Here is a 24,366-nt window from a genome sequence, read left to right on the forward strand (position 1 = left end):
GAGTAGAAACTTATGTGTTGACTCCACCCTCATTTCAGAAATTATAGGCCAATGGAAATTAACCTGCGGAATGTGGGATATAGCACAAGTATTCGACAAGTAATAAACTCTCATTCAAAGTGAACTTAAGAGCATTTAGAGATTTTCCTGTTTGGCTTTTTCGCCCTCTTTAGATCTTATCTGACCTAGCTATGAACAAAAGGCACTTGCAAGTCGTACATCACAGCTAATACTGTATTCAGCTTATGGAGTCCTCTTCTCAAAAGACTGCAACCTGCTTTGCCAATTTTTTCTTTAAAGGTCCGCAGCTTGATTTCATGCTCATCGGCATTTCAAAAGTCTCAATAATAAACTTTTGAACAACTATTTATGTAATCATATACTTAATAAAAAGCTTGTTTTTATGGTGGAAGCCAGCTTGGAAAAAAGGTTAATTCCTTTTTTGGCTATGCAGATGTAGTTTCTTTAAAGGTATGATCTAAATCCTACTGTAGTGCTTATGCATTAGCTCTGCTGCTCATTTAGTTTTATCAGGAAGCATGGGGGCTGAAATGAAACCAGAAACAAGCAGTGCTCTTGCTTTCTTTGCATAGAAGCTATTTTTCCCTTTCAAAGCAGCATGCGCATTCAATAAGCTTCCTTTGCCTCCTACTTCCTGGCTTGGATTGTAAACACAATCCATAGGGGCTATAGGCTTAAGGCTAAAATTGGAGAGAAAAAACCACCAGATCTTCCACTCATGCAACTGTTTAGCACTGTAGTAATTGACTTGCCGCCTTTTGAAGGTTTTATCCACTTTTACCACCTCGCCAGCTTGTAGATGGATATGCCTTAAAGAAGACTCCTCAAAAAAAGCATCCTTATTGGGGATCAAAAACTCTAAAGTATATTCTCCTGGAGTAACGTCTTCTAGAACCACTATCCGCGATCTATTCTTACGATCTTCTACAAAAGCATTGCCTTTAGGATACATTTTTTGAGAATGGTTGCCATCTTTTAACCAAAACCGAATGCGGTCCAGTCGATCCCCTTCCAGATCGGTTTTATAATCAACAATTAATGTCCCTTTTTTAACGGCTATCGGTTCTGTCCCATGCAAATTAAATAAGCTTGTCCATCCTAGATAAAAGCATAAGAGGGATAACACTGCTCTTAACTTCTTTCGGTAAATTTTTTTTATAATAAAGAATTTATCTATCTTAAAATCCATGCCTTTATCGCTTTGATTAAAGTTTTTTAAAGCTTTACGCCACCCTAAAAAGAAAGAATTTCTCACGCCTCTACCTTTGTATATTAATCGTGCTTTTATGAGGACATTCGTCAATTGAAGCAGGTTTTATTCTTGATTTTGATAGGCCGCAACTCTAATAAATTTTCTCCTTTTCCTACACTTTCATAAATATTTTTACAGTTTTTTTAATAAGAAAATTTACATCGGGGCAGTACTTATGTAAACTATAAGGTGAATTTAAAGATATAGAGGCCGTTTAATCTCTAAAAACCCTTTGCAATTGAAAATCTTGGGTTCTTTTCTTTTTCCAATTGCGCTTATTTTCGTAAAAAGCGAACGAAAAAAAGCAAACTATTTATTAACGCCTTCTTGCACAACATCATCCACTATCATGCCAGCTGGTGTGAAAGCTTGTATACGACGATGGCTACCATCTATTGTCACCAGAATAAAAAACTGGGTAGCAGATGATTTAGCAATATACCAGGCTTGCCGCGGTGTTTTGGGGGTTCTTATATTGGCTACCGACCAGGCACCATCTCCTATATATAAAACTCCTTGCTTTTGAGGTCGTCCTTTGCAGATAGGATGGGTGCGCTTATAGGCATGATCATTATTTTCAAAAGCTACATGAAGGCCATACTGCTCGAATAAAGGGACCCACTGCCGGCGAACTGCTCGGCTAGTTTTATTATAGTAAGATCGATAAGAGGGATAGGCAGGAATATGATAAACTGCAAATTTATGGGGAACCTGCCGGCGTTGCCTTAGAACTTGCTTGAGCCATAGAGTCTGAGCTCCACGAACTGGATACGCATGGCCAGAATCAAGGATGATCAAGCTCATGTAAGAGCTGAAATCCAAAACTTTATAGCTTTTAAGGTTGAGAGTAGGAAAAAGAGCAAAAAAGAATTCTGCCTCCTGCGGTGTCTTACCGTTGCCTCCTCGCACTTCATGGTTACCAATGCAGGGAACAATAGGAATAAGATAGCCTTCAGAAGTTACCATGGTTTGCTTCCAAATGCGTAACCAATCTATCCATTTTTGCGGATCTTCAGGAATAGAACGATCACCCACAGCACTATAGGCTATATCTCCTCCAATCACTACAAACAGTGGATTGGTAGCGGCGGCTGCTCGATTGGTTTTCTCCATCATCTCCATAGAGCCATTATACATATCTCCACCTACTACAAAGCGGATAGGAAGGTTGGATTCTGCTGGCATCGTACGAAACTTGTAAATGTGTTTATCTGCACCTAGGCGAAAATGATAGCTAGTAGATGGCATTAGATCTACTAGCTCCACACGATGAATCAAATAAGGCAGCTGAGCGGGCATAGGTCTATGTTGGCTCTTCTCCCTATGCCATACCTCTTCTCCTTCCCTCTGGTATTCAATGAAATCCTGAGTCTGCGCTTGAGGAGTTATCCAGCAAACATTCATGGTCGACTGGGGATGATGTTGCCAAGTTAAATAAATACTCAAAATCTCCTCATCTGCCCACATTGAACATGGAAATAGAAAAATAAAGCAACAGCTCAAGACCAATAGGAACGTTTGCATATAGCTATTCCTGACCCACTTCCTGAGTCACTTCCTGCGCTAATTTTTCTAAAATATGTACTGTCCTTGAAATAAAGTCCTCTAGTAAAGAAGGATCCATCTCGCGCTGAGACAAAAGCGCCAACTCATAAGCTTCTTTAACTAATGCAGACGCAAGCTCAGAATTTTTAGGTTCTAGCTTGTAAATGGCATTTATTAAAACATTGTTGGTGTTTACTACGAAGGTTTTCTTACCTAAATGCGCGAACTGGGAGGCTCCTTCTTTAGGATTCATAGCTACCATATAATCACGCATACGACGTTGATTTTCATCCTGCAGAATAAAACCTGGTAAGGCATCGCTAGCTAAGCTTTTAGCTTCTACTTCGATTTTGTCATCCTTTAATTTGGCACGAATAAAATCGGCAAGCTTAGCGGCCTCAGTTTTTCCGCTAGCATCTAGAATGGTTTTTTCACGCTCTTTATCAACAATATGCTCAGCCAAAGCAGCATCTACCCGTTGGAAAACAACGGGAGTTAGCTGCCTTTCTAAATGTTGCATTACATAAACATCCACCGGATGATTGGCACATAGAATTCCTATTCCCTGATTTTTATACAAAGCCTGTAGGGAGCTCATATGCTGTTCATCTTTTGTATAATAGATCTTTTCTGCTGTTTTTTCGCGATAGCGATCTAAATATTCCTGGGCGGTAATCCACTCGCCCTCAACAGTTTTCCAGATAAGAAAATCTTTTACGCGCTCATATAGCTTATCGTCTTCTAATATCCCTAGCTTGACTACAATAGAGATATCTTCCCAGCTTGCTACAAAGCGCTCTCTTTCATTGCGATAAAGCGTGGCCAGGCTATCAAATACTTTTTTGGCAATATGTCCTGAGAGCTGGCGGACTGTACGATCAACCTGCAAGTAGCTACGTGAAACGTTTAAAGGAATGTCAGGGCTATCAATGATTCCTCGCAAGGCCATCAGATAGTTAGGAATTACATCTTTGCAATTGTCTGATACAAAAACCCGGCTACAGTATAATTTGACCGTATTTTTTTCATTGTCGTAATCTCTACGCACTTTGGGAAAGTAAAGGATTCCTTTAAGGTGAAAGGGATAATCGGCATTAAGATGCACCCAAAAAAGAGGATCTTCTTCCATAGGGTAAAGATGATGATAAAAATCTAGGTAATCTTTCTGCGTGCAATCAGCGGGATTTTTGATCCATAAAGGTTCTTGGGTATTAATATGGGTGGTGCCTAAATAGACGGGATAAGGTAAAAATGAACAGTAGTGAAGCATCACTTGCTTAAGGCGATAGTCGTCCAAATACTCTTCATTATCTTTATCCACAAAAAGCGTAATCTCTGTACCTCGGGTGGCGCGATTGCCTTTTTCTATCGTATACTCAGAAGAGCCATCACATGACCAAAAAACGGGCTCTGCGCCTTCTTTATAAGAAAGAGTATTGATCTCTACTTTACTTGCTACCATATAAGCTGAGTAAAATCCTAATCCAAAATGACCAATAAATTGATCTTTTTCTTCATTGGTTTTATATTTATGGACAAATTCTTCTGCTCCTGAAAAAGCAATCTGTGCGATATACTTTTGCACCTCTTCGGCATCCATTCCAATGCCATTATCGATAAATTTTATAGTCTTACTATCCTTATCAATTTGAATTTCTACTTTAAAGTCTTCGTCGTTAGCTTGTATCTGTTCTTGTTCACGTAAAACTTTAACTTTTCGAATAGCATCGCAAGCATTAGAAACAAGCTCGCGAACAAAAATATCTTTATCAGAGTAGAGCCATTTTTTGATGATAGGTAAAATATTTTCGCTATGAATTTCAAGATTCTTTTTGATCATGTCTAAATCCCTATGAAATTGTATGATTTAAAAAAGAAAAGCATAAAGAATTTCCTTTTTTAGGGGAAGAGTAGTTCTTTATTCTGCTTGAAGAGAGATGTTTTATTAGTTGCTGTTAAATGAGTATGCAAGCTATACCTAAAAATAGCCAAGCGAGTAAGCCTTATGGATTCATTATTTAACTTCACAATAGCTTCCCTAGGAGGCATCGACATTTTTCTTGTAACCTATGCCATTCTAGCTTTTGTCATAATCGGCACCGGTCTTGCGGGGATCATTTTATTTACCCGTGCTAAATTTGTTAGCAGTGAAGCTTGCACCATTAAAGTTAACGAAGATCCTTCTCTCACTAAAACAGTAGCCGGAGGAAGTACACTTTTATTAGCTTTAAGCTCCAATGGTATTCCGATTCCCTCTCCTTGCGGAGGCAAAGCAACCTGCAAGCAATGCCGGGTGCAAATTTTAGAAGGCGCTAATGAACCTTTAGAGACTGACAAAGGCACTTTTACTAAGAAGCAATTGAAAGAGGGTTGGCGCTTATCATGCCAAGCTAAAGTCAAAAACGATCTGCATCTGCATGTTGAGGCTGATGCACTTGGCGTCAAAGAATGGTCTGCCACGGTGATAAGCAATCAAAATGTGGCCACTTTTATTAAAGAATTAATCGTAGAGCTTCCTGAAGGAGAAGAAGTACCTTATCGCTCAGGAGGATATTTGCAATTTCATGTGCCTCCTTTCAAAGCGAACACAGAGAGCTGGAAAAACACCATGCATCCTCAATACCATGAAGACTGGGAAAAATTTGGGTTATTAGGACATTCTCTTGACTTTAGCTATCTACCTACAGGTTCTGAAGAGGTTATTCGCGCCTATTCTATGGCCTCCTACCCGGCAGAAGGCCGAACTTTACGATTTAATATTCGCATTGCCACTCCCCCTTTTATCGCTGGAAAGCTAGCAGAAAAAACTCCTTGGGGAATCTGCTCTAGCTATACGTTTAATTTAAAAGCAGGGGATAAAATCAAGCTTTCAGGACCTTATGGCGAATCCTTTATGATCCAAGATAACCGTGAACTTATATTTCTTATCGGGGGTGCTGGCTCATCATTTGGACGTAGTCACCTCATGCATTTATTCAAGACAGAACAGACGCACCGTAAGGTAACCCTATGGTATGGAGCGCGCTCTTTAAAAGAAAATATTTATCAAGCTGCCTATGAACAGCTAGAAAAAGAATTTTCCAACTTTCACTATCATTTAGTTCTTTCTGAACCTCTTCCTAGTGATCTTGAAGCTGGTTGGCCCGCTAATGATCCTGTAAAAACAAATTACCTCTTCAAAGCTTTTGAAATAGGCCAGTTAAAGTTTATGGAAGCGCCCGAAGAATGTTTGTTCTATGTCTGTGGCCCTCCTTTGCATAATAAAAGTGTTCTTAAGCTTTTAGAGGATTATGGCGTTCCTCGTGAAAGCATTGTTCTCGATGATTTTGGAAGCTAACACCCTATTCTATTAAAATGAAAATACTTGCTGCGCAAATCAATCCTACCATCGGTGCTTTAAAAGAAAATACTGACAAAATTTTGCAGGCTATAGCCCATGGTAAAAGGATAGCGGCAGATCTTATCTTATTCCCTGAATTGACGCTAACTGGTTATCCACCTCAAGATTTGCTTTTACTCCCACATTTCATGGAACAAGTTTTGTTGCAGCTGGACAAAATCCGTAAAGCTTGTATAGACATTATCGCCATCGTAGGTCTTCCCCGACCTAATCCTGATCGTAGAGAAAAGCGCTTGTTTAATAGCGCAGCAATTATTCAAAATCAGGAAATTGTCGGATTTCAAGATAAATTTCTTCTACCCACCTACGATGTTTTTGATGAAAGACGCTATTTTGAACCTGCAACAAGCATAAAAATATGGAATTTAAAGGGTAAAAGGGTTGGCATTACTGTATGCGAAGATATTTGGCAGCATAGCGCTCTTGTTGCAGAAACTTCTTATCATAGGAATCCTATTGAAGAGCTCCTTCCTTTAAAGCCGGAATTTTTGCTCAATCTCTCTGCCTCCCCTTTTAGCCTCTCCAAATTTGCTAATCGCATGAAAGTCTGTTCTGAAGCGGCTAAAGCATTACGTTGCCCCCTTATTTTCTGTAATCAAGTAGGAGCCAATGATAGCTTAATTTTTGATGGCTACAGCCAACACCTAAATGCTAAGGGAGAACTCGTACATCTCGCCAAAGGGTTTGAAGAAGATTGGCTGCTAATAGATCTAAACGCTTCATCTCCCCCTGTTTATCCTAACAAAATAGCTACTGAAGAGCTTTATAGAGCTCTTATCCTAGGAGTAAAAGATTATTTTCACAAATCAGGCTTTCAGAAAGCATGCCTAGGACTATCCGGTGGTATTGATTCGGCTGTAGTGGCTTGTATTGCTGCAAAGGCATTGGGCGCTAAAAATGTGATGGGAGTCAGCATGCCCTCCCGTTATTCCTCTCCTGGCAGCATAGATGATGCCCAAGCATTAGCACAGAACTTAGGCATCACTTATCGGCAAATCTGCATTGAAAAAGCTTTTCAAAGCTATTTGGAATTATTAGAGCCCCAATTTAGAGCACTACCGATCGATCATACGGAAGAAAATTTACAAGCACGGATACGGGGGATGCTTCTCATGGCTCTTTCCAATAAACTTGGGTTTATGGTTTTGAACACAGGAAATAAAAGTGAACTGGCAATGGGCTATTCCACTCTTTATGGGGATATGTGTGGAGCTTTAGCAGTTCTTGGCGATGTCTTAAAAAGGGATGTGTATGCTCTAGCTCACTGGATTAATCGCCACCAGATTATCATTCCACAAAGCACGCTTGATAAGCCCCCTTCTGCGGAGCTAAGGCCTAACCAGACCGATCAAGACTCCCTTCCTCCTTATGAAACAATCGATCATATTTTACAAGCTTACGTAGAAGAGGGCCAGTCCTCTGAAAGGATTGCTAAAAATTTTGATTATCCTTTGAAATTAATAAAAGAGCTTATCCGAAAAATTCACCAAAACGAATACAAGCGTCGTCAGTCACCTCCTGCCTTACGTGTTTCTGAGAAGGCCTTCTTAACAGGCCGCTGTTTTCCTATTGTAGAGCGTTGGATAAGCTAAGCTTTTGCTGCCTTAAAAAGCTCAATACACCCTTTTGCTTCTTAATTAAGAATATCTTCTATTCTCATTTTCTTAATGGTTCTATTTAAACATAAAGGGCATAAACGCTCTTTCTGATACTGTTGCAATATATCAACAGCTTTTTTGCAAATCGTGCAAACCTCTATAGGTGATAAGCTGCTTACAGGGACTAGTTTTTTCTTACGAATTGCAATGCGAGCTTTTAAACGATCGATTAATTCAACATTTCTTGTAGATGGAGAGCTAACTTCTTTGCTATAAGCTTTTGTTTCTAAGGGAGGGGGATTTTTCCTTAAATGAGATAACGCTGTGGATAAAAAAAACATACTATCTTGAGATCCAAGAATATGCTTGATTAGGGGTGCATTGTGGTAGATATAATTCATAAGTTTTTCATAAAAAAATTATATCTTAGATTATGTCTAAACTTTTTTTTCCCGCAACATAAATTCCCTGCATAAAAAATGCAGCGTTTCATAAACAATATTTAATTAGTAAAATATTTTAACGCCAGAGCAAAATTAATGAGAAACATAAATCTTGGCGTAAATCTTCCCAGCTTTGCATAAACAGCTACCATGCTGGCTATAAATGCATTAAATTCAGCTTAACTCTACAGGGGTGGCTGCCTGCATATGCTTAGGGGTATTTGTATTTGATAATAATAGTAACGGCCTTTCGCTTGAGGCTTTTACCGCCAGTAAGGTCTATTTTTGCCAACATTTCTAAAATGGCTTAAGGGAGATATTCGTGCATCTATCATTAGAGGTCTAGCTTCTTGCAAAGCATACCTCCTTAAATAAATCCTCTCTTTAGGAATTCTGCCTCATCGATAGTTTAGTATACCATCTTCTTTATCTTTCAACGCTTCCATTTGTAAGCTGTTTCTTAGTGCATCGGCTTGCCTAAAAAGCTATAAGCCTATCAAATGCTGAAAAACGTAGAACGATGTCAAGCACTGCGCTGATATCACCAAACATCCCACTTTTTTGCTGAAAAGTGACACGAAGTAATTCCTTAGCGCTTTTAAGCCTGTTGATAAAGCCTATAAGTACCCAGCCATTTTCGATTATCAGCGGCAAGCACGACTTCCCTAGCGTTGCGGAGCTGTTTGCTAGCATACTTAAGCGCCAAGTGACTACGCTGGACAGCGGCAAGCACGACTTCCTTGTCGTTTCGAAGCTGTTTGCTAGCATACTTAAGCGCCGAACCGTTTTCCTGAATAGCGGCAAGCACGGTTTCATTGTCGTTTCGAAGCTGTTTGCTAGCATACTTAAGCGCCGTACCGTTTTCCTGAATAGCGGCAAGCACGACTTTCTTATCGTTTTGAAGCTGTTTGCTAGCATACTTAAGTGCTAAACCGTTTTCCTGAACAGCAGCAAGAACGACATCTCTATCGCTTTTAAGCGTGTCACTACCATCCTTAAGAGCTAAGCCATTCTTTTGAACATTAGCTAACAAAGCTTTCTTTTCCTTATTGCGTACTACATCATAAATGCCTACAAGTATATTTCCTAGCACAGGAACTAACAAAATTAAGCACCGTCTAAAGCTTTTTTGATCAAGGTGAGTGTAATAGACGTTTTTGGATATATTCTCTTTTTGCTTAAAAGGTAAAACAACAACTTTTTGAAAGATATCGACTAAATTAGTCACCGTGCTGACGATAGGTATGTAGTCAGCGCCTCGATCAATAGATAAGCAAGCTCTAGATAAAGAATTTATTAGCATGAACCCTCTATTGTTGGTTAATTTTTTAATACCTCTATCATACAAAAATCTTCTTAAAAAGAAAACAATAACACCTTTTTGTAGAGATATCATCAAGTAGTTCTATAAATTAATATAATTTAATAGTTACTCAAGGGGGGCAATAGCATACATACCCTTTACTGTCTTTAGGAATAAAGGTAAAAGACACTGACTTAATGCTTTAGCAACCACTAAGATCACTTGGGGCACTAGTTCTAACAAAGCTTACTAGACGTTTGTACATAAATTTATCTTCTTGTAAAGGCTATGCAATTAAATTAAATGCCGTGCTGGTAGAAATTTCTCTCCGTTAATTTCTTGTCAAAGCTCTTTAGCATTCCTTAACAGATCGGGGTATCACAAGCAACAGGCAGCCTTGAAAGCTAGCAGAGCAATCAGCAACAAAAAAATTCTTAGAAAAGCCCTTAAAGGCAAATGATAAATAGCTTTAATCATCAACACGCCTAGGATGGATTCAGCGGAGAAAATTCTTGAGCCCCCCTTCTTGCTCATGTTTTCCTTCATCCTTTGATGGCTTTATCCTTAGAATCATAAAGCTAGGCTTTCTCTCAACACCAAAGCTTGGTTATAAGCGGGCTAATTACGTAGGCGGTAAGTGAATTTTTTTCCCTAGCTTGCCCATATTTTTGTTTAAGTAGATTAAATTTTATAGTTTTTAAATGTGAAAAAATCCTCTTATCGCCTACTCTCCTATTACTTACAACACAACCCGGGTCAGATTGAGCAGAGCATTTTATTTTTTGATTGCATAATCATTAATGATAAACATAAGAACCTTTCTGAAAAAAGAAAAAGCTAAAAGCTTTATACACCACTATTCTAAAGTTAGAGCTGTTTACAAATTTTTTTATTTCAAAGGTTTGTAAACAGCTTTAGAAAACTTTAAAATTCAGCTTTACCAGGGTAACGAGGAAAAGGAATAACATCCCGTATATTATCCATGCCAGAGACAAACTGAATGAGACGCTCAAATCCTACGCCATACCCGGCATGAGGGACAGTACCATATTTGCGTAGCTCAAGATACCACCAATAATCATCGGGTGATAAGCCACCTGCTTTAAGCTTGTGTTCTAGCACATCTAAACGCTCTTCTCTTTGGCTACCACCTATGATTTCTCCTATTTTAGGTACAAGAACATCCATAGCTGCCACTGTCTTATTATCACTATTATCACGCATATAGAAAGCTTTAATCTGCTTAGGATAATCCGTGAGTATAACAGGCTTGGCGAAAAATTCTTCTGCCAAATAACGCTCATGCTCGGATTGCAAATCTAAACCCCATTTCACAGGATACTCAAAATTTTTGCCTGATTTCTCAAGGATGCGTACCGCATAGGAATAGGTGGCCCGTTCAAAAGGGGTATTAATGACATGCTGCATACGTTCAATTAATCCCGTAGAAACATGCTTGTCAAAAAACTCCATATCCTCTGCGCAATTATCTAAAGCATACTTAAGAACAAATTTAAGATACTCTTCTGCATTATCCATGTTGTCATTAATGTCGGCAAAAGCCATTTCTGGCTCAATCATCCAAAACTCTGCTAAATGACGGGAGGTATTAGAATTTTCAGCGCGAAAAGTGGGTCCAAAGGTATAAACATCCGATAAAGCGCAGGCGTAAATTTCGCCATTGAGCTGGCCAGAAACAGTGAGATAAGCAGGCTTACCAAAAAAGTCTTGGGAGTAGTCGATCTGCCCATTAGGAAGACGCGGATGAGCACTAGGCTCCATTGTTGTAACCCGAAACATTTTTCCCGCCCCCTCGCAATCAGAGGCGGTAATGATGGGTGTATGTAAATATAAAAAGCCTTTTTGCTGATAAAAAAGGTGGGTAGCAAAGGCTAAGCTATTTCTTAAGCGAGTGATAGCACCTAAAGTATTCGTGCGAGGACGAAGATGGGCAATCGATCGCAAAAATTCAAACGAATGGCGTTTTTTTTGTAAAGGGTAGGTTTCTGGATCGCATGCACCAATGATAGTTAAAGACTTAGCTTGCATTTCCCAGGCTTGATCTTTACCAGGATTTTCTACAATCTTGCCAGTTACAGCCACCGATACACCGGTAGATAGATGGCCAAGAATCTTCTCATAGTCAGGTAAATCTGGATTCAAAATAACTTGAAAGTTTGAGAGGGTGGATCCATCGTTAACTTCAACGAAGGAAAAAGTTTTTTGATTGCGAACCGTTCGCACCCAACCTTTAATCGTCACCTCTTGTCCTAATAATGAAGGAACTCCAGAAGCCGGGTATTTGAGTTGTCTAATTTTTATGCGCATAATAATAGCCTCATGATTTTACAAAGTCTCGTAGCATTTGAATTTCAGTCTTCCATATAAGGGGGTCTTTGGGAGTCTCAAGGTATTTAGGCATCGCTTGAGTTGGAGGATGATTCATTAAAAATTTAAAGCAATCTATGCCAATCAGTCCTTTACCCAGATATTGATGCCGATCTACACGGGAGCCTAAACCTTTAAGTGAATCGTTAAGGTGAAAGGCGTATAGATGTTTAAAACCCACCAATTGATCAAATTTTTTAAACGTTTCCTCACAAGCTAAAGTCGAACTCAAATCATAACCGGCAGCAAAAAGGTGGCAAGTATCTAGGCAGACACCTATAGGCAGGCGATTTTCTACTTTGTCTATAATATAGGCTAGCTCCTCAAAACGCCAGCCAACTGCCGACCCTTGCCCTGCAGTATTTTCTAAAAGTAAGCGAGTATCCCCCCTTTGGAGAAGAGGCTCATAAGTTAACAAGCTTTCCACAATTCTGTCTAAGCATTCTTGAGGGTCTCTATCAATCGCGGCACCTGGATGAAAATTTAAAAAAGAAATACTTAGCTTTAAACAACGCTCGATCTCAAGGCCAAAAGCTTCGCGACTTTTTCTCAAATTTTCTGGATCCGGTGCCCCCAGGTTAATCATATAGCTAGCATGGCTCATAATTTTTTGCAAATGAGTTTCTTTAAGTGCCGCATACCAAGCATCGATCACCTCTGGCATTAAAGGTTTTGCATTCCATTGCCTTTGATTACTGGTAAAGAGCTGAATAGTAGTCGCTCCTATCTCTTGTCCCTCATATAAAGCATTCTGTACTCCCCCAGCTGCCGAAGTATGAGCTCCTATGAGAAGATTTTCAGCTTTTGTTATCATCGACTCTCCCCTTCTTTCCAATTTTATAAGCACGCCATCATAACAGCCCAGCCGGTTGTTGACAAGAAAAGTAGCAGCAACTGTAGGTTCTAAATTTAAAGAAAAGCTAGCTTGCCGTTTAAAATAGCTTGAGCTATTTTAACCCTATGAAAAAGAGCTCTAATTAAGAACCGCGCTTCTTTATGCATGCGTAACCCTCAATCTACCCTTGCTTTCTTTTGTTTATTTATCAATGATATTTTTCTTTAACCCAAACGAATAGGGCCATGACAGATTCTACCCATAGTATTATCCGTTCAGCAAAGCGTTTTTTTAGCGGAACGATGCTAAGCCGTATGACGGGTATGGTAAGAGATATAACTATGGCTTCTGCTTTTGGCACGCAACCATCCATAGCAGCTTTTTTAGTCGCTTTCCGCTTATCTCATCTGCTGCGTCGGCTTTTAGGCGAAGGGGCTTTGCAAAGTGCTTTTATTCCCCAATTTGAAAAACTACGCTATCAAGACCCTCAAAGAGCGGCTGCCTTTTTTCGCAGTTTAACGTTAGCTTTAAGTATCCTTCTCTCTGTCCTTGTGATTCTAAGCATGGCCCTGCTTTGGGGCGTTCTTATGTGGGCCAACCTAGACGAAGGAAATGCTGAGATTGCTCAGCTAACCCTATTAATGATGCCAAGTCTCATTTTCATTTGCCTGTATGGTATGAATGCTTCCTTGTTACAGTGTGAGAAAAGCTTTTTTACGGCAAGTGTAGCGCCTGCAGCTTTTAATCTTTTATGGATTGTAGGGATTTTATGTCTAAAAAACCTACCTTCTAAAGAAGCGATGCGTGGGTTAACTCTCTTTGTGAATCTAGCCTGTCTAGCTCAATGGGCTGTTACGCTGCATCAGACTAAGCACTGCTTAAAAGCTCTAGGAAGAAATTTTGCAAGTCCCTTTAAAAATATTTTTTCCCAGGATATACTTTCCTTATTAAGTCCTTTAAGCCTGGGAATCATTGGTGTAGGCGCTGCGCAAATCAACAATGCTTTAGATGCTGTTTTTGCACGCTATGCAGATGCTGCAGGACCTGCTTACCTATGGTATGCTATGCGCCTTCAACAGCTTCCTCTAGCTCTATTTAGCCTAGCTATCGCGGCTGCTACCCTACCTCCTCTTGCTCGAGCCATTAAAAATGGCGATAAACAGCTGTTTAACAAATTCTTAGACTTTTCCCTACGCAAAAGTGTAGCGTTAATGCTACCCATTAGCACAGCTATTTTTGCTTTAGGCACTAGCAGCATTACCCTCATCTATGGACATGGAGGCTTTAATCAGCAAGCCGTTGCTAATACGGCTCTATGCTTAGGGGCTTATGGATTAGGCTTATTTCCTATGTCGCTCGTGCTTATTTTAGTCCCTGCTTTCTATGCGCAGGATAACTATAAAATCCCTACGCAAATCTCTATAGCTTCTATTTTGTTAAACTTGATACTCAATCTTTTGCTTGTTTTTGTTTTTGAAAGGGGTGCTGCTAGCGTAGCTTTAGCAACAAGCATTAGTGCATGGATGAATATGTTTCTGCTGCTATACAAGCTAGAAGAAAAAAGTGGTTATGTTTTCTCCCCTAAGCTAAAAACAAGTCTTTGGAAAATCAGCTGCGTAAGCTTACTTGCCATGCTTGCAAGTTTGACTTTTTCTCATTATTGGTTGGCTGAAAGTTCATGGATGCTAGGAAAAGAAAGTGTATTCTTACAAACTAGAAGCTCGCTACAGCAGCTTAGTCTATTCGCTCTACAAGCGCTCACTTTCTTGTTCAGTCTAGTGGGAGCAAGCTACCTTTTGCAAGTTGACGATATTTTAAAGATCCATCGAAGCGAAAGTCCTCTTAATTCTTGATTACATTTTATGCAAAAATAAGACAGCTATAAGATAAAAAGGATATCTTTAAAGGATAATCAACTAACAACCCTTCCTACTAAGATAGCTTTAAATGATCCAAAATATAGGCTGTGGAAGTTTTCCAGACTGCCCCTTAAATTTCTGTTCTTCGCCTCTCTTGTAGGCAATAGGCAGATGAAGCACATGCCTCATAAAAATTTTGACAAGTTATAATTGTTTTAATCACGGCTCTCTTTTATTATCCTAGGCATTCTCATTTATAATAATTACTTGGCAAATTTATATTTAAAAAAAGCATGAATTGCAACTGATTGAAAGATAAACAATAAATAAAGAATATTGCTTTTTTATCAATTTAATAATGCACCTACCATGTTTGTAAGAAAGCAATTATTACCTTCCCATTAGCTTAGGCTATCTAAAAATTGGGAGGGATTAAATGGAAGGCGTGTTACATGTTTTTGCTGAAAAGAGCATCAAAAAGTTTAGCTTAAGAATAAAGAATAGATCCCGAAGCTTGGAAGCAAAAAGGTTTGCTAGAACAAAAAGAAATAATAAAAAAGCCCTAGCCTAAGACAACTTAAACCAGGGCTTATTACTCTATATTCCAACTCTTTTAGGTAGAATGCGCTAAAAAGTCACAGATTTCATGCAATTTGATTTCAATGGGCCAAGGCATCTGCTCGGGTGTAGGCATCGCTAGCAGCTGTCCACCAAAGTTTTCTTTATCAAAAGAAAGATAATCAGGGACAGAGCGAGAAGGATTATCTAAAGACTGTTGAATCGCTTTCATGGGCCGAGACTTTTCTCTCACAGTAATCACCATACCAGGTCGTACTTGGAAAGAGCGGCGGTCAACTTTTTTGCCATCCACGAGAATATGACCATGGGAGACAAGCTGATGGGCAGCGAAAATAGTGGAAGCAAGTTTAAGGCGATAAACAATCGTATCCAAGCGACACTCTAGCAGTTCTGCAAAGTGCTGGGCAGTGTTACCAGCCATGTTAAAAGCATGCTTGTAATAAGCAACGAGCTGCTTTTCACTAAGCATACCGTAGATAGCTTTAAGTTTTTGCTTCTCTTCGAGTTGTAAGCCATAATCTGATTTTTTACGGCGGCGCGCTCCGTGCATACCAGGGGGATTGGGTTTATGCAGCAAAGGGTTGCGTGTGCGGCCGAAAATATTTGCACCGAAACGTCGGGCAACGCGGTTTTTATTACCTGTGTAACGAGCCATTGGTTCTCCTAAAACGATTTGCAGGTACGATTATCCTTATGATAAATCGCAAGTCGAAATTATTACACATTCCTTGACTTTTCTGCAAACATTCTCTGATTTTAAGCTTCTTTGAATGCTTTTTTCTTTTGCTATTTATAGGATAATTTATAAAGATAGCCCTAGGGGAGGAGATTTTAAATAAAAAAATTAAAGAGCATCATCTTGGATAAATTGGATAGCTAATTTATAGGCAGTCTCACATTCTTCGATGTTAGGATGGTAACGCTCGAATTTGACTCTATCAGCCTGCTGAAGAAAGAGTGCCAGCTGCTGACGAAAGGAGCTGGAAAAAGACCGACTTTGGGCCATCTCTGCTAAAAATTCGGGAGTTGTGCGCGTGGCTGCGGGAATATAATATTTTTTTTGAATATAAGCTCTTAAAGTATCAGTTAAATGCACATAAAAATTGTCAAAAAGCCCTTTAGTGGGTAATTGTTTACTTCGCAGCTGCCTAAGTTCTGCTAAAGCTAATTTCTTTGCAATCTTTGCTAATTGTTTAGATGTTAAAGGCTTTTTAATAGAAAAAGATTTTAGGAAAAAGCAAAGATAGAAGCTGATGAGGACAAAGCATCCTATTTGTATCCATGGTAGCTGCTTCTCATGCATTTGCTTTACATTCCTTTCGACCTCTTGCTTTTGCAAGGAAGGATTATTCCATAAAAGCTTTTGATTTTCCTCACTTAGTTCCATAGGAAGTTTCTTTTCAAAAGTCAGCAAAGATGCAAAATCTTCGGGGTTTTGGGAAGCTATTTCTGGGGCGGTGACCTTAATAAGATAAAGCTCGCTTACAATCTTTTTTAAAGGAGCCTTCTTCTTTTCTGCTATAAAATCGATATCGTAAAAAGTAAGGAATAGCTCTCCCAAGCGTAGCGGCTGTAATACAAACACAATTTCTTGAGAAAAGATTCCTTTAGCATGTTCTTGAAGATTTTCTGTTTTCATCTCCACGAGAGCAAAAGGATGCTCATAAAAGCTGCTGCTTCTAAGAAGATTCTGCTGCAGTTTTTTTAAATCGAGCTGATATCCAGCCGGAAAAGTTAATTCTAAATTGACTGTAAGAAAATCATTAATAGAAAGGGTTGAAGCCGAAGGCGTGATCACTACCTTAAATCCGCTTTCGTCAGCTCTGCCTTGAACAAAGGGAGAGAAAAGGCCTAGCAGCACCCACAAAAAAAACCAGCCGTTCATCGCCTTTTCCTCGCGCGCATTCTAAAAAATTTACGTAAAAGAGATGCATAAGGCTGATCGGTATATAGTTCTACTAAACCTACACCGTTTTTTATTAATAGAGCACGATAAGATTCTACTCGAGCCTTAGCCTGATAAGCAAATTGTTTCTGGAAAAGTTTACTAGAGCTATCTACTGTAAAGCTAGTGCCTGTTTCTAAATCAGTTAAGTGGATTAATCCAAGAGGAGGGAAAGAAATTTCATAAGCATCTATTAGAGCTAGAGCAATTAAGTCGTGCCGCCTAGCTGCTAGAGCCAACTCATGGGCATAAGGCTTAGGACATATAAAGTCGGTGAGCAAAAAGCAGACAGCTGGCCGCCTTTGAATCTTCCCTAAATAGGCCAGGGCAGCAGCCAAATCAGTTCCATGCTCTTTAGGTTTAAAAGCTAAAATTTCACGTATTAGGCGTAAAACATGCCGCGTTCCCTTAGCGGGAGGCAGATATCTCTCTACTCCATTGGAGAAAAGAATAAGCCCTATTTTATCATTATTTTTAATAGCTGAGAAGGCTAGCAAAGCACTAATTTCTGCGATTAAATCATTTTTAAAAGAAGAAGTGCTACCATAGCGCGTAGAAGCCGATATATCAACCAAGAGCATGACAGTCAGCTCACGCTCTTCGCGAAAGCTTTTAACAAAAGGACGATTCATGCGGGCGGTAACATTCCAATCGATCGATCGAACATCATCCTCTGCCTGATACTCGCGCACTTCTTCAAATTCCATACCTTGCCCTTTGAAAGCCGAGCGATAGGCTCCTGCCAGCAGATCATTAGCTAGCTGAGTCGTTTGGATTTGAAGACGATGAATTTTCTTATAAAGAGCTACGTTAAACTTAACCATGGGCTACTAACAAGCTTAAGGTACAGGAACAGTTTTTAGAATGCGCTCAATCATTTCATCAGTGGACACATCCTCGGCTTCTGCCTCATAAGAACGGCGTAAACGGTGTCGTAAGACTGCAGGGGCAATTTTTTTAATATCCTGAGGCACCACATAAGCGCGGCCTTCAAGGAAAGCATTAGCCTTGCAAGCAATGCAAAGAGCAATACTTGCCCGTGGCGAAGCGCCGTTGAGCAATAAAGATTGAAGATCAAGACCATATTGGCTAGGGTAGCGGGTAGCAAAAATTAGATCTAAGATATAGTTGGTAATCTTATCATCCATATAAACTTCATTAATTATTTTACGAGCGTTAAGAATTTCTTCTATCGTTAATATGGGCTTAACTTTTATGGAAGAACCTAAATTCGCCATGCGTTTTAAAATTTCTTTTTCCTCTTCTTTGGAGGGATAATCCATGGTAACTTTTAACATAAATCTATCCGTTTGCGCTTCAGGTAAAGGATAAGTCCCTTCTTGTTCAATAGGATTTTCTGTAGCCAGCACCAGATAAGGCTCTGGCAAATGAAAAGTTTGACCGTTAAGAGTGATTTGACGCTCTTGCATCACCTCTAAAAGAGCCGATTGCACTTTTGCTGGCGCACGGTTAATCTCATCTGCCAATAAGATATGCGTAAAGGCTGGGCCTTTGCTAACGGAGAAAGATTCTTCCTTAAAGTTGTAGATTGAAGTACCCACTAAATCGGCAGGTAAAAGGTCTGGGGTAAATTGTATGCGTTTATATTCACAATTAACTACTTTCGCTAAAGTAGTGACAGCTAAAGTCTTTGCTAAGCCAGGCAGGCCTTCTAAGAGCACGTGGCCATTAGCTAAAAGAGCTATCAGCAAGTAGTTAACCATTTCGTGTTGCCCCACGATAGCTTTGCCCATCTCTTGGCGGGCAAGCATAAACTTTTCATTAGCTTTACCTATAGTAGCGGCTAAAGCTGAAATATCTGTCAACAGCATTGTTTGTCTTTTGTTAAAAGTGTTGTTAATACATATAAGGGATTGTAAAAAAAGGGTAAAGAGAGAAGGTCGTTAACAGATATAAATTCGCTTTAATAAAATACCAAAACAGGTTTGTTTTAACTACCCATGCTTTAAAGAGGATAGTAGGTGCCGATTAATAGGCAACTTAACGGTAAAAACCGTTCCTACGCCGATTTCTGACTGAACAGCAATATGGCCAAAATGCTTTTCTACAATGGTTTCTACGATAGATAACCCTAAGCCAGAGCCTCCCATTTTTCTAGAATGAGCCTTATCCACTGTATAAAAACGTTGAAAGATATGTTCCAGATCGGTAGCAGGAATCCCGATGCCCTTATCGGCAACTTTTACTATAATTTTGTCTTCCTCGGCTTGAAGATAAATGGTGATTTGGGGAGGGGCAACCGAATATTTAGCAGCATTATCGATAAGATTAATAAAGGCATGTTCTAATAGATGAGGATCTGCTTCAAGAGTCATCTCTTGATCACTAGGCCTTTCAATCATAATTTGAGCATGGCGATGCACCTCTTTAACCGATTCGCAGCAATTTTTAATAATTTCATGCACATCACACTGAATGAGACGCGATTCGGGTAAATTTTCCACATCTGTCAAGGTTAAAAGATCTTTAATAAGATTATTCATTCTTAAACAGTTGCTTACAATCTTGGAGGTGACTTCTTTAAAAGTTTCGGGTGGCAAACCGGGATTATCATGTAAAGTTTCAGCAAAACCCCGAATAATGGTAATAGGGGTCTTTAACTCATGAGAAGCGTTAGCAATAAAGTCTTTACGCATATCTAAAAGTTTGTAGTGGGCAGTCATATCCTGAAGTACGACAATAGCGCCACTATTCTCCTTTTTAGGAGCAGCTACTAGATCTAAATATAATCGTTGGGAAGCATGCTTAATTTGCACAGCATCTGTGAGCACTTTATTTTGAGCTTGGCAATTGAGCAAAAGAGCTTGGAATGTTTGAGCATGTTGAATTTCATCAGAAAGATCGCTAAAAGACCTACCTACTAGGCGATTATTTTCTAACAATTTACAAGCCATATTATTTGCATAAGTGATCACCCTATGGACATCGACTGCTATCACCCCCTCTCCTAACGATTCAAGAATAGCCTCTTTTTCATTTCGCTCCTGTATAAGATTAGCGATATGGCTTTGAACCCTTATGGAAAGAGAGTTTAAAGTGCCGGCCAACTTGATAAACTCATCTGTTTTGCTAAGGCTATTTAATTCAATTAAAGGCACCACATGGGTTTCTCCCTGCTGGTAAGGATTGATTGCTTTGATAATTTGGTGAATAGGACTGGTTAAATGATTAATAATAAACCAGGTCATCAAGCTAAAAAGCATAAGAATGGCTGCAGCCAAAGCAATTACGCCTCTTTCAAAATCATGCGTTAGCTCCGTCACATACTTATAAGGAAAAGCTGTACGTAAGACATATGGCTTACCATGGAAATCAAAAGTAATCGCTAGATAGGCAAATTTTTGCCCTAATAGCTCCGAATAATCCTCATGATATCCACGCCCGATTCTAAAAGCCTCTAAAACTTCAGGATGTTCCACAATATATTCTTGGTTAAAGCGCAGGCCTAAAATTCTTTTGGTATGAGAATCATACAAGACCTTGCGCTCATTATTGACGACACTAATACGAAAAAAAAATAAAGCTTTTTGCTCTTTTAAACGGCGTATTAAAGCTTCATCATTAGGAGCTGTCTGAATTTTTTCAATTAAAGCTTGAGAGCTATCATACATAGCCTGGGTAGCAATCTTCTGAACTGTACGGGTAGCAAAAGGATATAAACCCGCAAGAAAAGTTAGAAATACAACGAGATAGGAAAAAAATATCTTTTGTCTAAAGCTTAGCATGAAAATTTGAAATTTAAAATCCCTGTTGTTAAGGGGATAAGATTAATATAAGGGCAGCTTTTTATTGATAATATATTTTATCGTAAAATTTTTGAAGGGACCTTTGGATGCTAACTTGTTCAGTTTAGGCCTACTCCGGTTTAAAATTCGCCCCTTTTTTTCCCTTTTAACAAGCTTAAGCTGCTCATCAAACATATTTACCCTTTTAAAGATTTAGATAAAATGTAAATTTTTAATTTTTTAAGAGAATAAAAAAATAAGCTTAAGGTTAAGAACTTGCAGCTTGCCATCGTTAATTAACACCTTGCTTTACAAGAGGTAGTTACATTTATAATTAAATAATAATTAATAATTATATTATAATAACTATTAGTAGGATTTTAATTATGAGGTATGCAAATGTCTTCTATAGCTAACAAGCCTTTCTCTCCTTCCGATTTCACAACAGCTCCCTCAGCGACTAGGCCCTTACCTCCTAATAAGCCCTTGCCAGCTATTCCTGGCCAGCCAAAAGTTTCTCCTACTGGACATATATATAGCCAAAAGAATTCCTTAGAGTCTATTTCGTTAGGAAAAACTTTTTCTCAATCAACAGAAGCAACTCCTCCCGAACTTAAATCCCATCGAATTACTTCTTTTACTTTAGATAAAGCTAGCTCCCTTGTTCAAGCCGCAACCTCCAAAGTAAGTTCTATAGCTAAGAAAACCTTTGAAGAAAGTAAGAGATTAACAAACAAAGAACAAAGACAAGAAGCTTTTTTTAATGGGCGAGAAGGTATTCAAAAAGCTAAAGAAAAAGCTAGAGACTATAAAGATAGATCAGCAGAAAAATTAGGCGAAATTAAATCGCTGCTAAACCACAAAGTGACAACGTTTAAAGAAACTTCTGCTCGCTCTATAAAAACGACAGCCCTTAAGGTCAAACATTCTACTCTCTCCTCGTTTAGAGAGGTAACCTCCTCAGAAAGAAGAGAAGAATTTTCTAAAAATTTCAAGGTAGCTTCTGAGCGTTTAAAAGATAAAAATGTGCAATATTTTAAAAAAGCGCAAAGTAAGGCAAGCGAAGTAAAAAGTAGCCTGCAAGCCAAGATTGATAATAGTGCTACCTTAAAGAACATCCGCCATACAATCTCTGCCCCCTTTAAAAGCACTGAAGCCAACCGCATGATGGTGGAGGAAAGGGCTGCACAAACTAAAGAGTTGTTTGCAGATATTTTTAAAAATATAACAAAAGAAGAACTTTTAAAAAATGAGAGTGCAAGAGAAAAATCAGAATATGCCGAGATTTGCCCTCATATAGATCAGTGGGTTAAGTTGTCAAATATGATCAGCAATTCTACCACCTCAAAAATTGTTAACACAGACAATTTAGGGGAGCGTGTTAAAGCGGTTGATTTGTATGTTCGCATTGCCGATCAAGCTTTTAAAAATGGCGATTTTGCCACCGCCCAGGCAATTTTTTTAGGATTAAATCAAGGAAGTGTGCAGCGGCTGCATAAAACTTTTGCCGCCCTTCCACGGCAAACAAAGAATATATATGCAAATTTGGAAAAAAGCTTCTCCAATCCTAATTACTTTTCTTTAAATAAAATTATGGAATTTGCTGAGGAAAACCCTAGTTTATCCATCGTTCCCATGATACATACGGTCTTATCAAGAATTGTTTTAGATGGAGAGAAATATATGAAGTCTAAAGCAGATTTAAATGAAACACGCCAAATTGATAAATACATTTCTTCATTTAAAGAAGCCCCAGAAGGATTAACCGCCGAAATTAATAGTTTAAACAAACAGATAGAAAGCATTAGCAAAGAAATTAATGAGGCTAAATTGAATAACGTTTCTTCTTTAAAGCTTTCTTATAAAAAGAGTGACGCAAGTTTAGAACTTTCCTATGCATTAAAAGTAGAAAAATTTGGTGATTACATTCAGTTGCAAAAAGCAGGCATTTCTTATGAAACTCATAAAGCTTATTTAAACCAACAACTACAAGATATAAACGAAAGAATCCAGCAAGCTGAAAAAGCAGGCCAAGCTATTGCTTCTGAAGAACAATTTGGTAAAGAAAACTTAGAAAAAGAAATTGAGATTGCAGAGTGGCTTTATCATGTGGCCAAAGAAATTTACTCGAAAAATTCCTCCCTGGATTTAGAGGGAATGCTGGAGAAATTCAAGCTAAAAAATGATAGAAACAGCAAAGTTGCTGAAGAGAATGTAAAAACGGACGAAAAAAAGTTAGATTCTTTAATCAATGATCTTACGAAATTACAGACTTCTCATCCCTCAAGCAAAGATAAATCAGCAGGGGTAAAGGAAAGCGATTGGTACTTCCAACCCCCAACAGATAAAAACCAATTCGAGAAGGATATATATGCCCAATCTTTAAGAATCGAACCACGTGCCTCTTCACGAGCCTAGGACTTGATAGCCGGTAGAAGTAATTAGGAGGGTGTCTTCAATACGCACACCTCCTATACCAGGAAGATAGATGCCAGGTTCAATGGTGATGACCATCCCTTCTTGCAGCGGTAGCTGCTGATAAGGTTCTTTATCACGGATCGAAGGCCACTCATGGATTTCTAATCCTACCCCGTGGCCTAAGCTATGTAAAAAATGCTCTCCATAACCGCACGCTGAGATGTAATCCCTAGCTGCCCGATCTAATTCTCCTAGAGTTATTCCAGGCTTACAAAGCGCCATGGCCCGTTGCTGAGCTTTTTCTACAATTGCATAAACTTTCCGCATGATAGCAGGCGGCTCACCCCAAAAAAGTGTACGAGATAAATCCGAGTGGTAACCTTTCCATTTTACGCCTATGTCAAACAACACAGTCATGCCTTCCCTTAACTCGGTCTCTGCTGGGCGATAATGAGGTAAAGCACTATTAGCTCCGAAAGCGATAATAGGATCAAAAGCTACTCCTTGAGCTCTCTTTTTTTTCCAAAAAATCTCTAACTCGGCAGCCAATTGGTCTTCTCTTACCCCCTCTTTTAGAAGGCTTTTAATATATTCATATCCTTGCATTCCCAGTTGGGCGGCCTCTTGAAGAATAGCTATTTCCTGCGCATCTTTTAGAGCACGAATTTTTTGAAGGGAGTGACTTAAAGAAACCAATTTAAGATTTTTAAACTTCTCTTGCATGCTTACATAGGTTTGATAGGAGATCGTCTCGCCATCAAAGGCTAGCGTACTAATTCCTTCTAGCACGCTTTCTAAAGAAGTTTTATCACTTAAATAAACAGGCACAGGTGCTTGATTTTTACAATATTCATAGTAACGATTATCCACAAAAAGAGCAGAATGGCTTTTAGTTTTAATAAGCAGCTTTCCCGCAGATAAGACTAACCCTGTCAAATAGTAAAGGTTGGTAGGATCCTCGACAAGAAAAGCTTCAAGGTTAGAATCATGAAGAATTTTTTTAACTTTTGCTAGACGATTTTGGAAATTCATAG

17 protein-coding genes are annotated in these 24,366 nt (G+C 39.0%); 4 read left to right on the forward strand and 13 right to left on the reverse strand.

The genetic code is table 11. The features are described from left to right. Window positions 1–517: 517 nt before the first annotated feature. The 3 genes from NEOC95_RS09165 to htpG all read right to left on the reverse strand — a co-directional run bounded on the left by NEOC95_RS09165 (window position 518) and on the right by htpG (window position 4,658). Window positions 518–1,276: a hypothetical protein gene (locus NEOC95_RS09165; protein WP_213152591.1), complete on the reverse strand. Its 759-nt coding sequence runs from the start codon at window positions 1,274–1,276 to the stop codon at window positions 518–520. Window positions 1,277–1,582: 306 nt separating this feature from the next. Further along, window positions 1,583–2,719 carry a purple acid phosphatase family protein gene (locus NEOC95_RS09170; RefSeq protein ID WP_213152592.1) on the reverse strand — a complete coding sequence of 379 codons (1,137 nt, stop codon included), beginning with the start codon at window positions 2,717–2,719 and terminating at the stop codon, window positions 1,583–1,585. Window positions 2,720–2,801: 82 nt separating this feature from the next. Continuing rightward, window positions 2,802–4,658, reverse strand: a complete 1,857-nt coding sequence (htpG, locus tag NEOC95_RS09175; RefSeq protein WP_213152593.1) for a molecular chaperone HtpG — start codon at window positions 4,656–4,658, stop codon at window positions 2,802–2,804. Window positions 4,659–4,823: 165 nt separating this feature from the next. On the opposite strand from htpG, the gene nqrF reads away from it, so the two are divergent. Then, window positions 4,824–6,155 carry an NADH:ubiquinone reductase (Na(+)-transporting) subunit F gene (gene nqrF / locus NEOC95_RS09180; protein WP_213152594.1) on the forward strand — a complete coding sequence of 444 codons (1,332 nt, stop codon included), beginning with the start codon at window positions 4,824–4,826 and terminating at the stop codon, window positions 6,153–6,155. A gap of 17 nt (window positions 6,156–6,172) precedes the next feature. Continuing rightward, on the forward strand, window positions 6,173–7,810 hold the full coding sequence (locus NEOC95_RS09185; protein WP_213152595.1) for an NAD+ synthase: 1,638 nt from the start codon (window positions 6,173–6,175) through the stop codon (window positions 7,808–7,810). Between the two features lie 41 nt (window positions 7,811–7,851). On the opposite strand, the gene NEOC95_RS09190 is transcribed toward NEOC95_RS09185, so the two are convergent. From NEOC95_RS09190 to NEOC95_RS09205, 4 genes are all read right to left on the reverse strand, one after another. Further along, window positions 7,852–8,217: a hypothetical protein gene (locus NEOC95_RS09190; RefSeq protein WP_213152596.1), complete on the reverse strand. Its 366-nt coding sequence runs from the start codon at window positions 8,215–8,217 to the stop codon at window positions 7,852–7,854. A 640-nt stretch (window positions 8,218–8,857) separates the two neighbouring features. Continuing rightward, the gene (locus NEOC95_RS09195) at window positions 8,858–9,562 is read right to left on the reverse strand and encodes a DUF4116 domain-containing protein (RefSeq protein WP_166157831.1); all 705 of its coding nucleotides are present in this window, start codon (window positions 9,560–9,562) and stop codon (window positions 8,858–8,860) included. A gap of 924 nt (window positions 9,563–10,486) precedes the next feature. Continuing rightward, the gene (gene asnS, locus NEOC95_RS09200; RefSeq protein ID WP_166157837.1) at window positions 10,487–11,890 is read right to left on the reverse strand and encodes an asparagine--tRNA ligase; all 1,404 of its coding nucleotides are present in this window, start codon (window positions 11,888–11,890) and stop codon (window positions 10,487–10,489) included. A gap of 10 nt (window positions 11,891–11,900) precedes the next feature. Next, the gene (locus NEOC95_RS09205) at window positions 11,901–12,764 is read right to left on the reverse strand and encodes a deoxyribonuclease IV (protein ID WP_213152597.1); all 864 of its coding nucleotides are present in this window, start codon (window positions 12,762–12,764) and stop codon (window positions 11,901–11,903) included. 266 nt (window positions 12,765–13,030) lie between these two features. Between NEOC95_RS09205 and murJ the strand changes: the two genes are divergently transcribed. Then, window positions 13,031–14,638: a murein biosynthesis integral membrane protein MurJ gene (gene murJ / locus NEOC95_RS09210; protein WP_213152598.1), complete on the forward strand. Its 1,608-nt coding sequence runs from the start codon at window positions 13,031–13,033 to the stop codon at window positions 14,636–14,638. 619 nt (window positions 14,639–15,257) lie between these two features. On the opposite strand, the gene rpsD is transcribed toward murJ, so the two are convergent. From rpsD to NEOC95_RS09235, 5 genes are all read right to left on the reverse strand, one after another. Next, window positions 15,258–15,878, reverse strand: coding sequence for a 30S ribosomal protein S4 (rpsD, locus tag NEOC95_RS09215; protein ID WP_166157846.1), 621 nt, complete (start codon window positions 15,876–15,878; stop codon window positions 15,258–15,260). A gap of 189 nt (window positions 15,879–16,067) precedes the next feature. After that, window positions 16,068–17,108: a hypothetical protein gene (locus tag NEOC95_RS09220; protein WP_213152599.1), complete on the reverse strand. Its 1,041-nt coding sequence runs from the start codon at window positions 17,106–17,108 to the stop codon at window positions 16,068–16,070. After that, entirely contained in the window at window positions 17,105–17,992 is an 888-nt protein-coding gene (locus tag NEOC95_RS09225) for a DUF58 domain-containing protein (protein WP_213152600.1), read from the reverse strand. Before NEOC95_RS09225 ends, NEOC95_RS09220 begins: the two co-directional genes overlap by 4 nt. A 15-nt stretch (window positions 17,993–18,007) precedes the next feature. After that, complete coding sequence (locus NEOC95_RS09230; RefSeq protein ID WP_213152601.1) at window positions 18,008–19,000, reverse strand: AAA family ATPase; 993 nt, start codon at window positions 18,998–19,000, stop codon at window positions 18,008–18,010. Between the two features lie 123 nt (window positions 19,001–19,123). Further along, entirely contained in the window at window positions 19,124–20,914 is a 1,791-nt protein-coding gene (locus NEOC95_RS09235) for a sensor histidine kinase (RefSeq protein ID WP_213152602.1), read from the reverse strand. Window positions 20,915–21,313: 399 nt separating this feature from the next. Between NEOC95_RS09235 and NEOC95_RS09240 the strand changes: the two genes are divergently transcribed. Then, window positions 21,314–23,332 (forward strand): RasGEF domain-containing protein, encoded by a 2,019-nt coding sequence (locus tag NEOC95_RS09240; RefSeq protein WP_213152603.1) that lies wholly within the window; start codon window positions 21,314–21,316, stop codon window positions 23,330–23,332. Here NEOC95_RS09240 and NEOC95_RS09245 read toward each other — a convergent pair. After that, entirely contained in the window at window positions 23,321–24,364 is a 1,044-nt protein-coding gene (locus NEOC95_RS09245; RefSeq protein ID WP_213152604.1) for a M24 family metallopeptidase, read from the reverse strand. The genes NEOC95_RS09240 and NEOC95_RS09245 overlap by 12 nt on opposite strands. Between the last annotated feature and the right edge of the window lie 2 nt (window positions 24,365–24,366).

It is taken from the genome of Neochlamydia sp. AcF95, from assembly GCF_018342455.1.
Classification (GTDB): domain Bacteria; phylum Chlamydiota; class Chlamydiia; order Chlamydiales; family Parachlamydiaceae; genus Neochlamydia.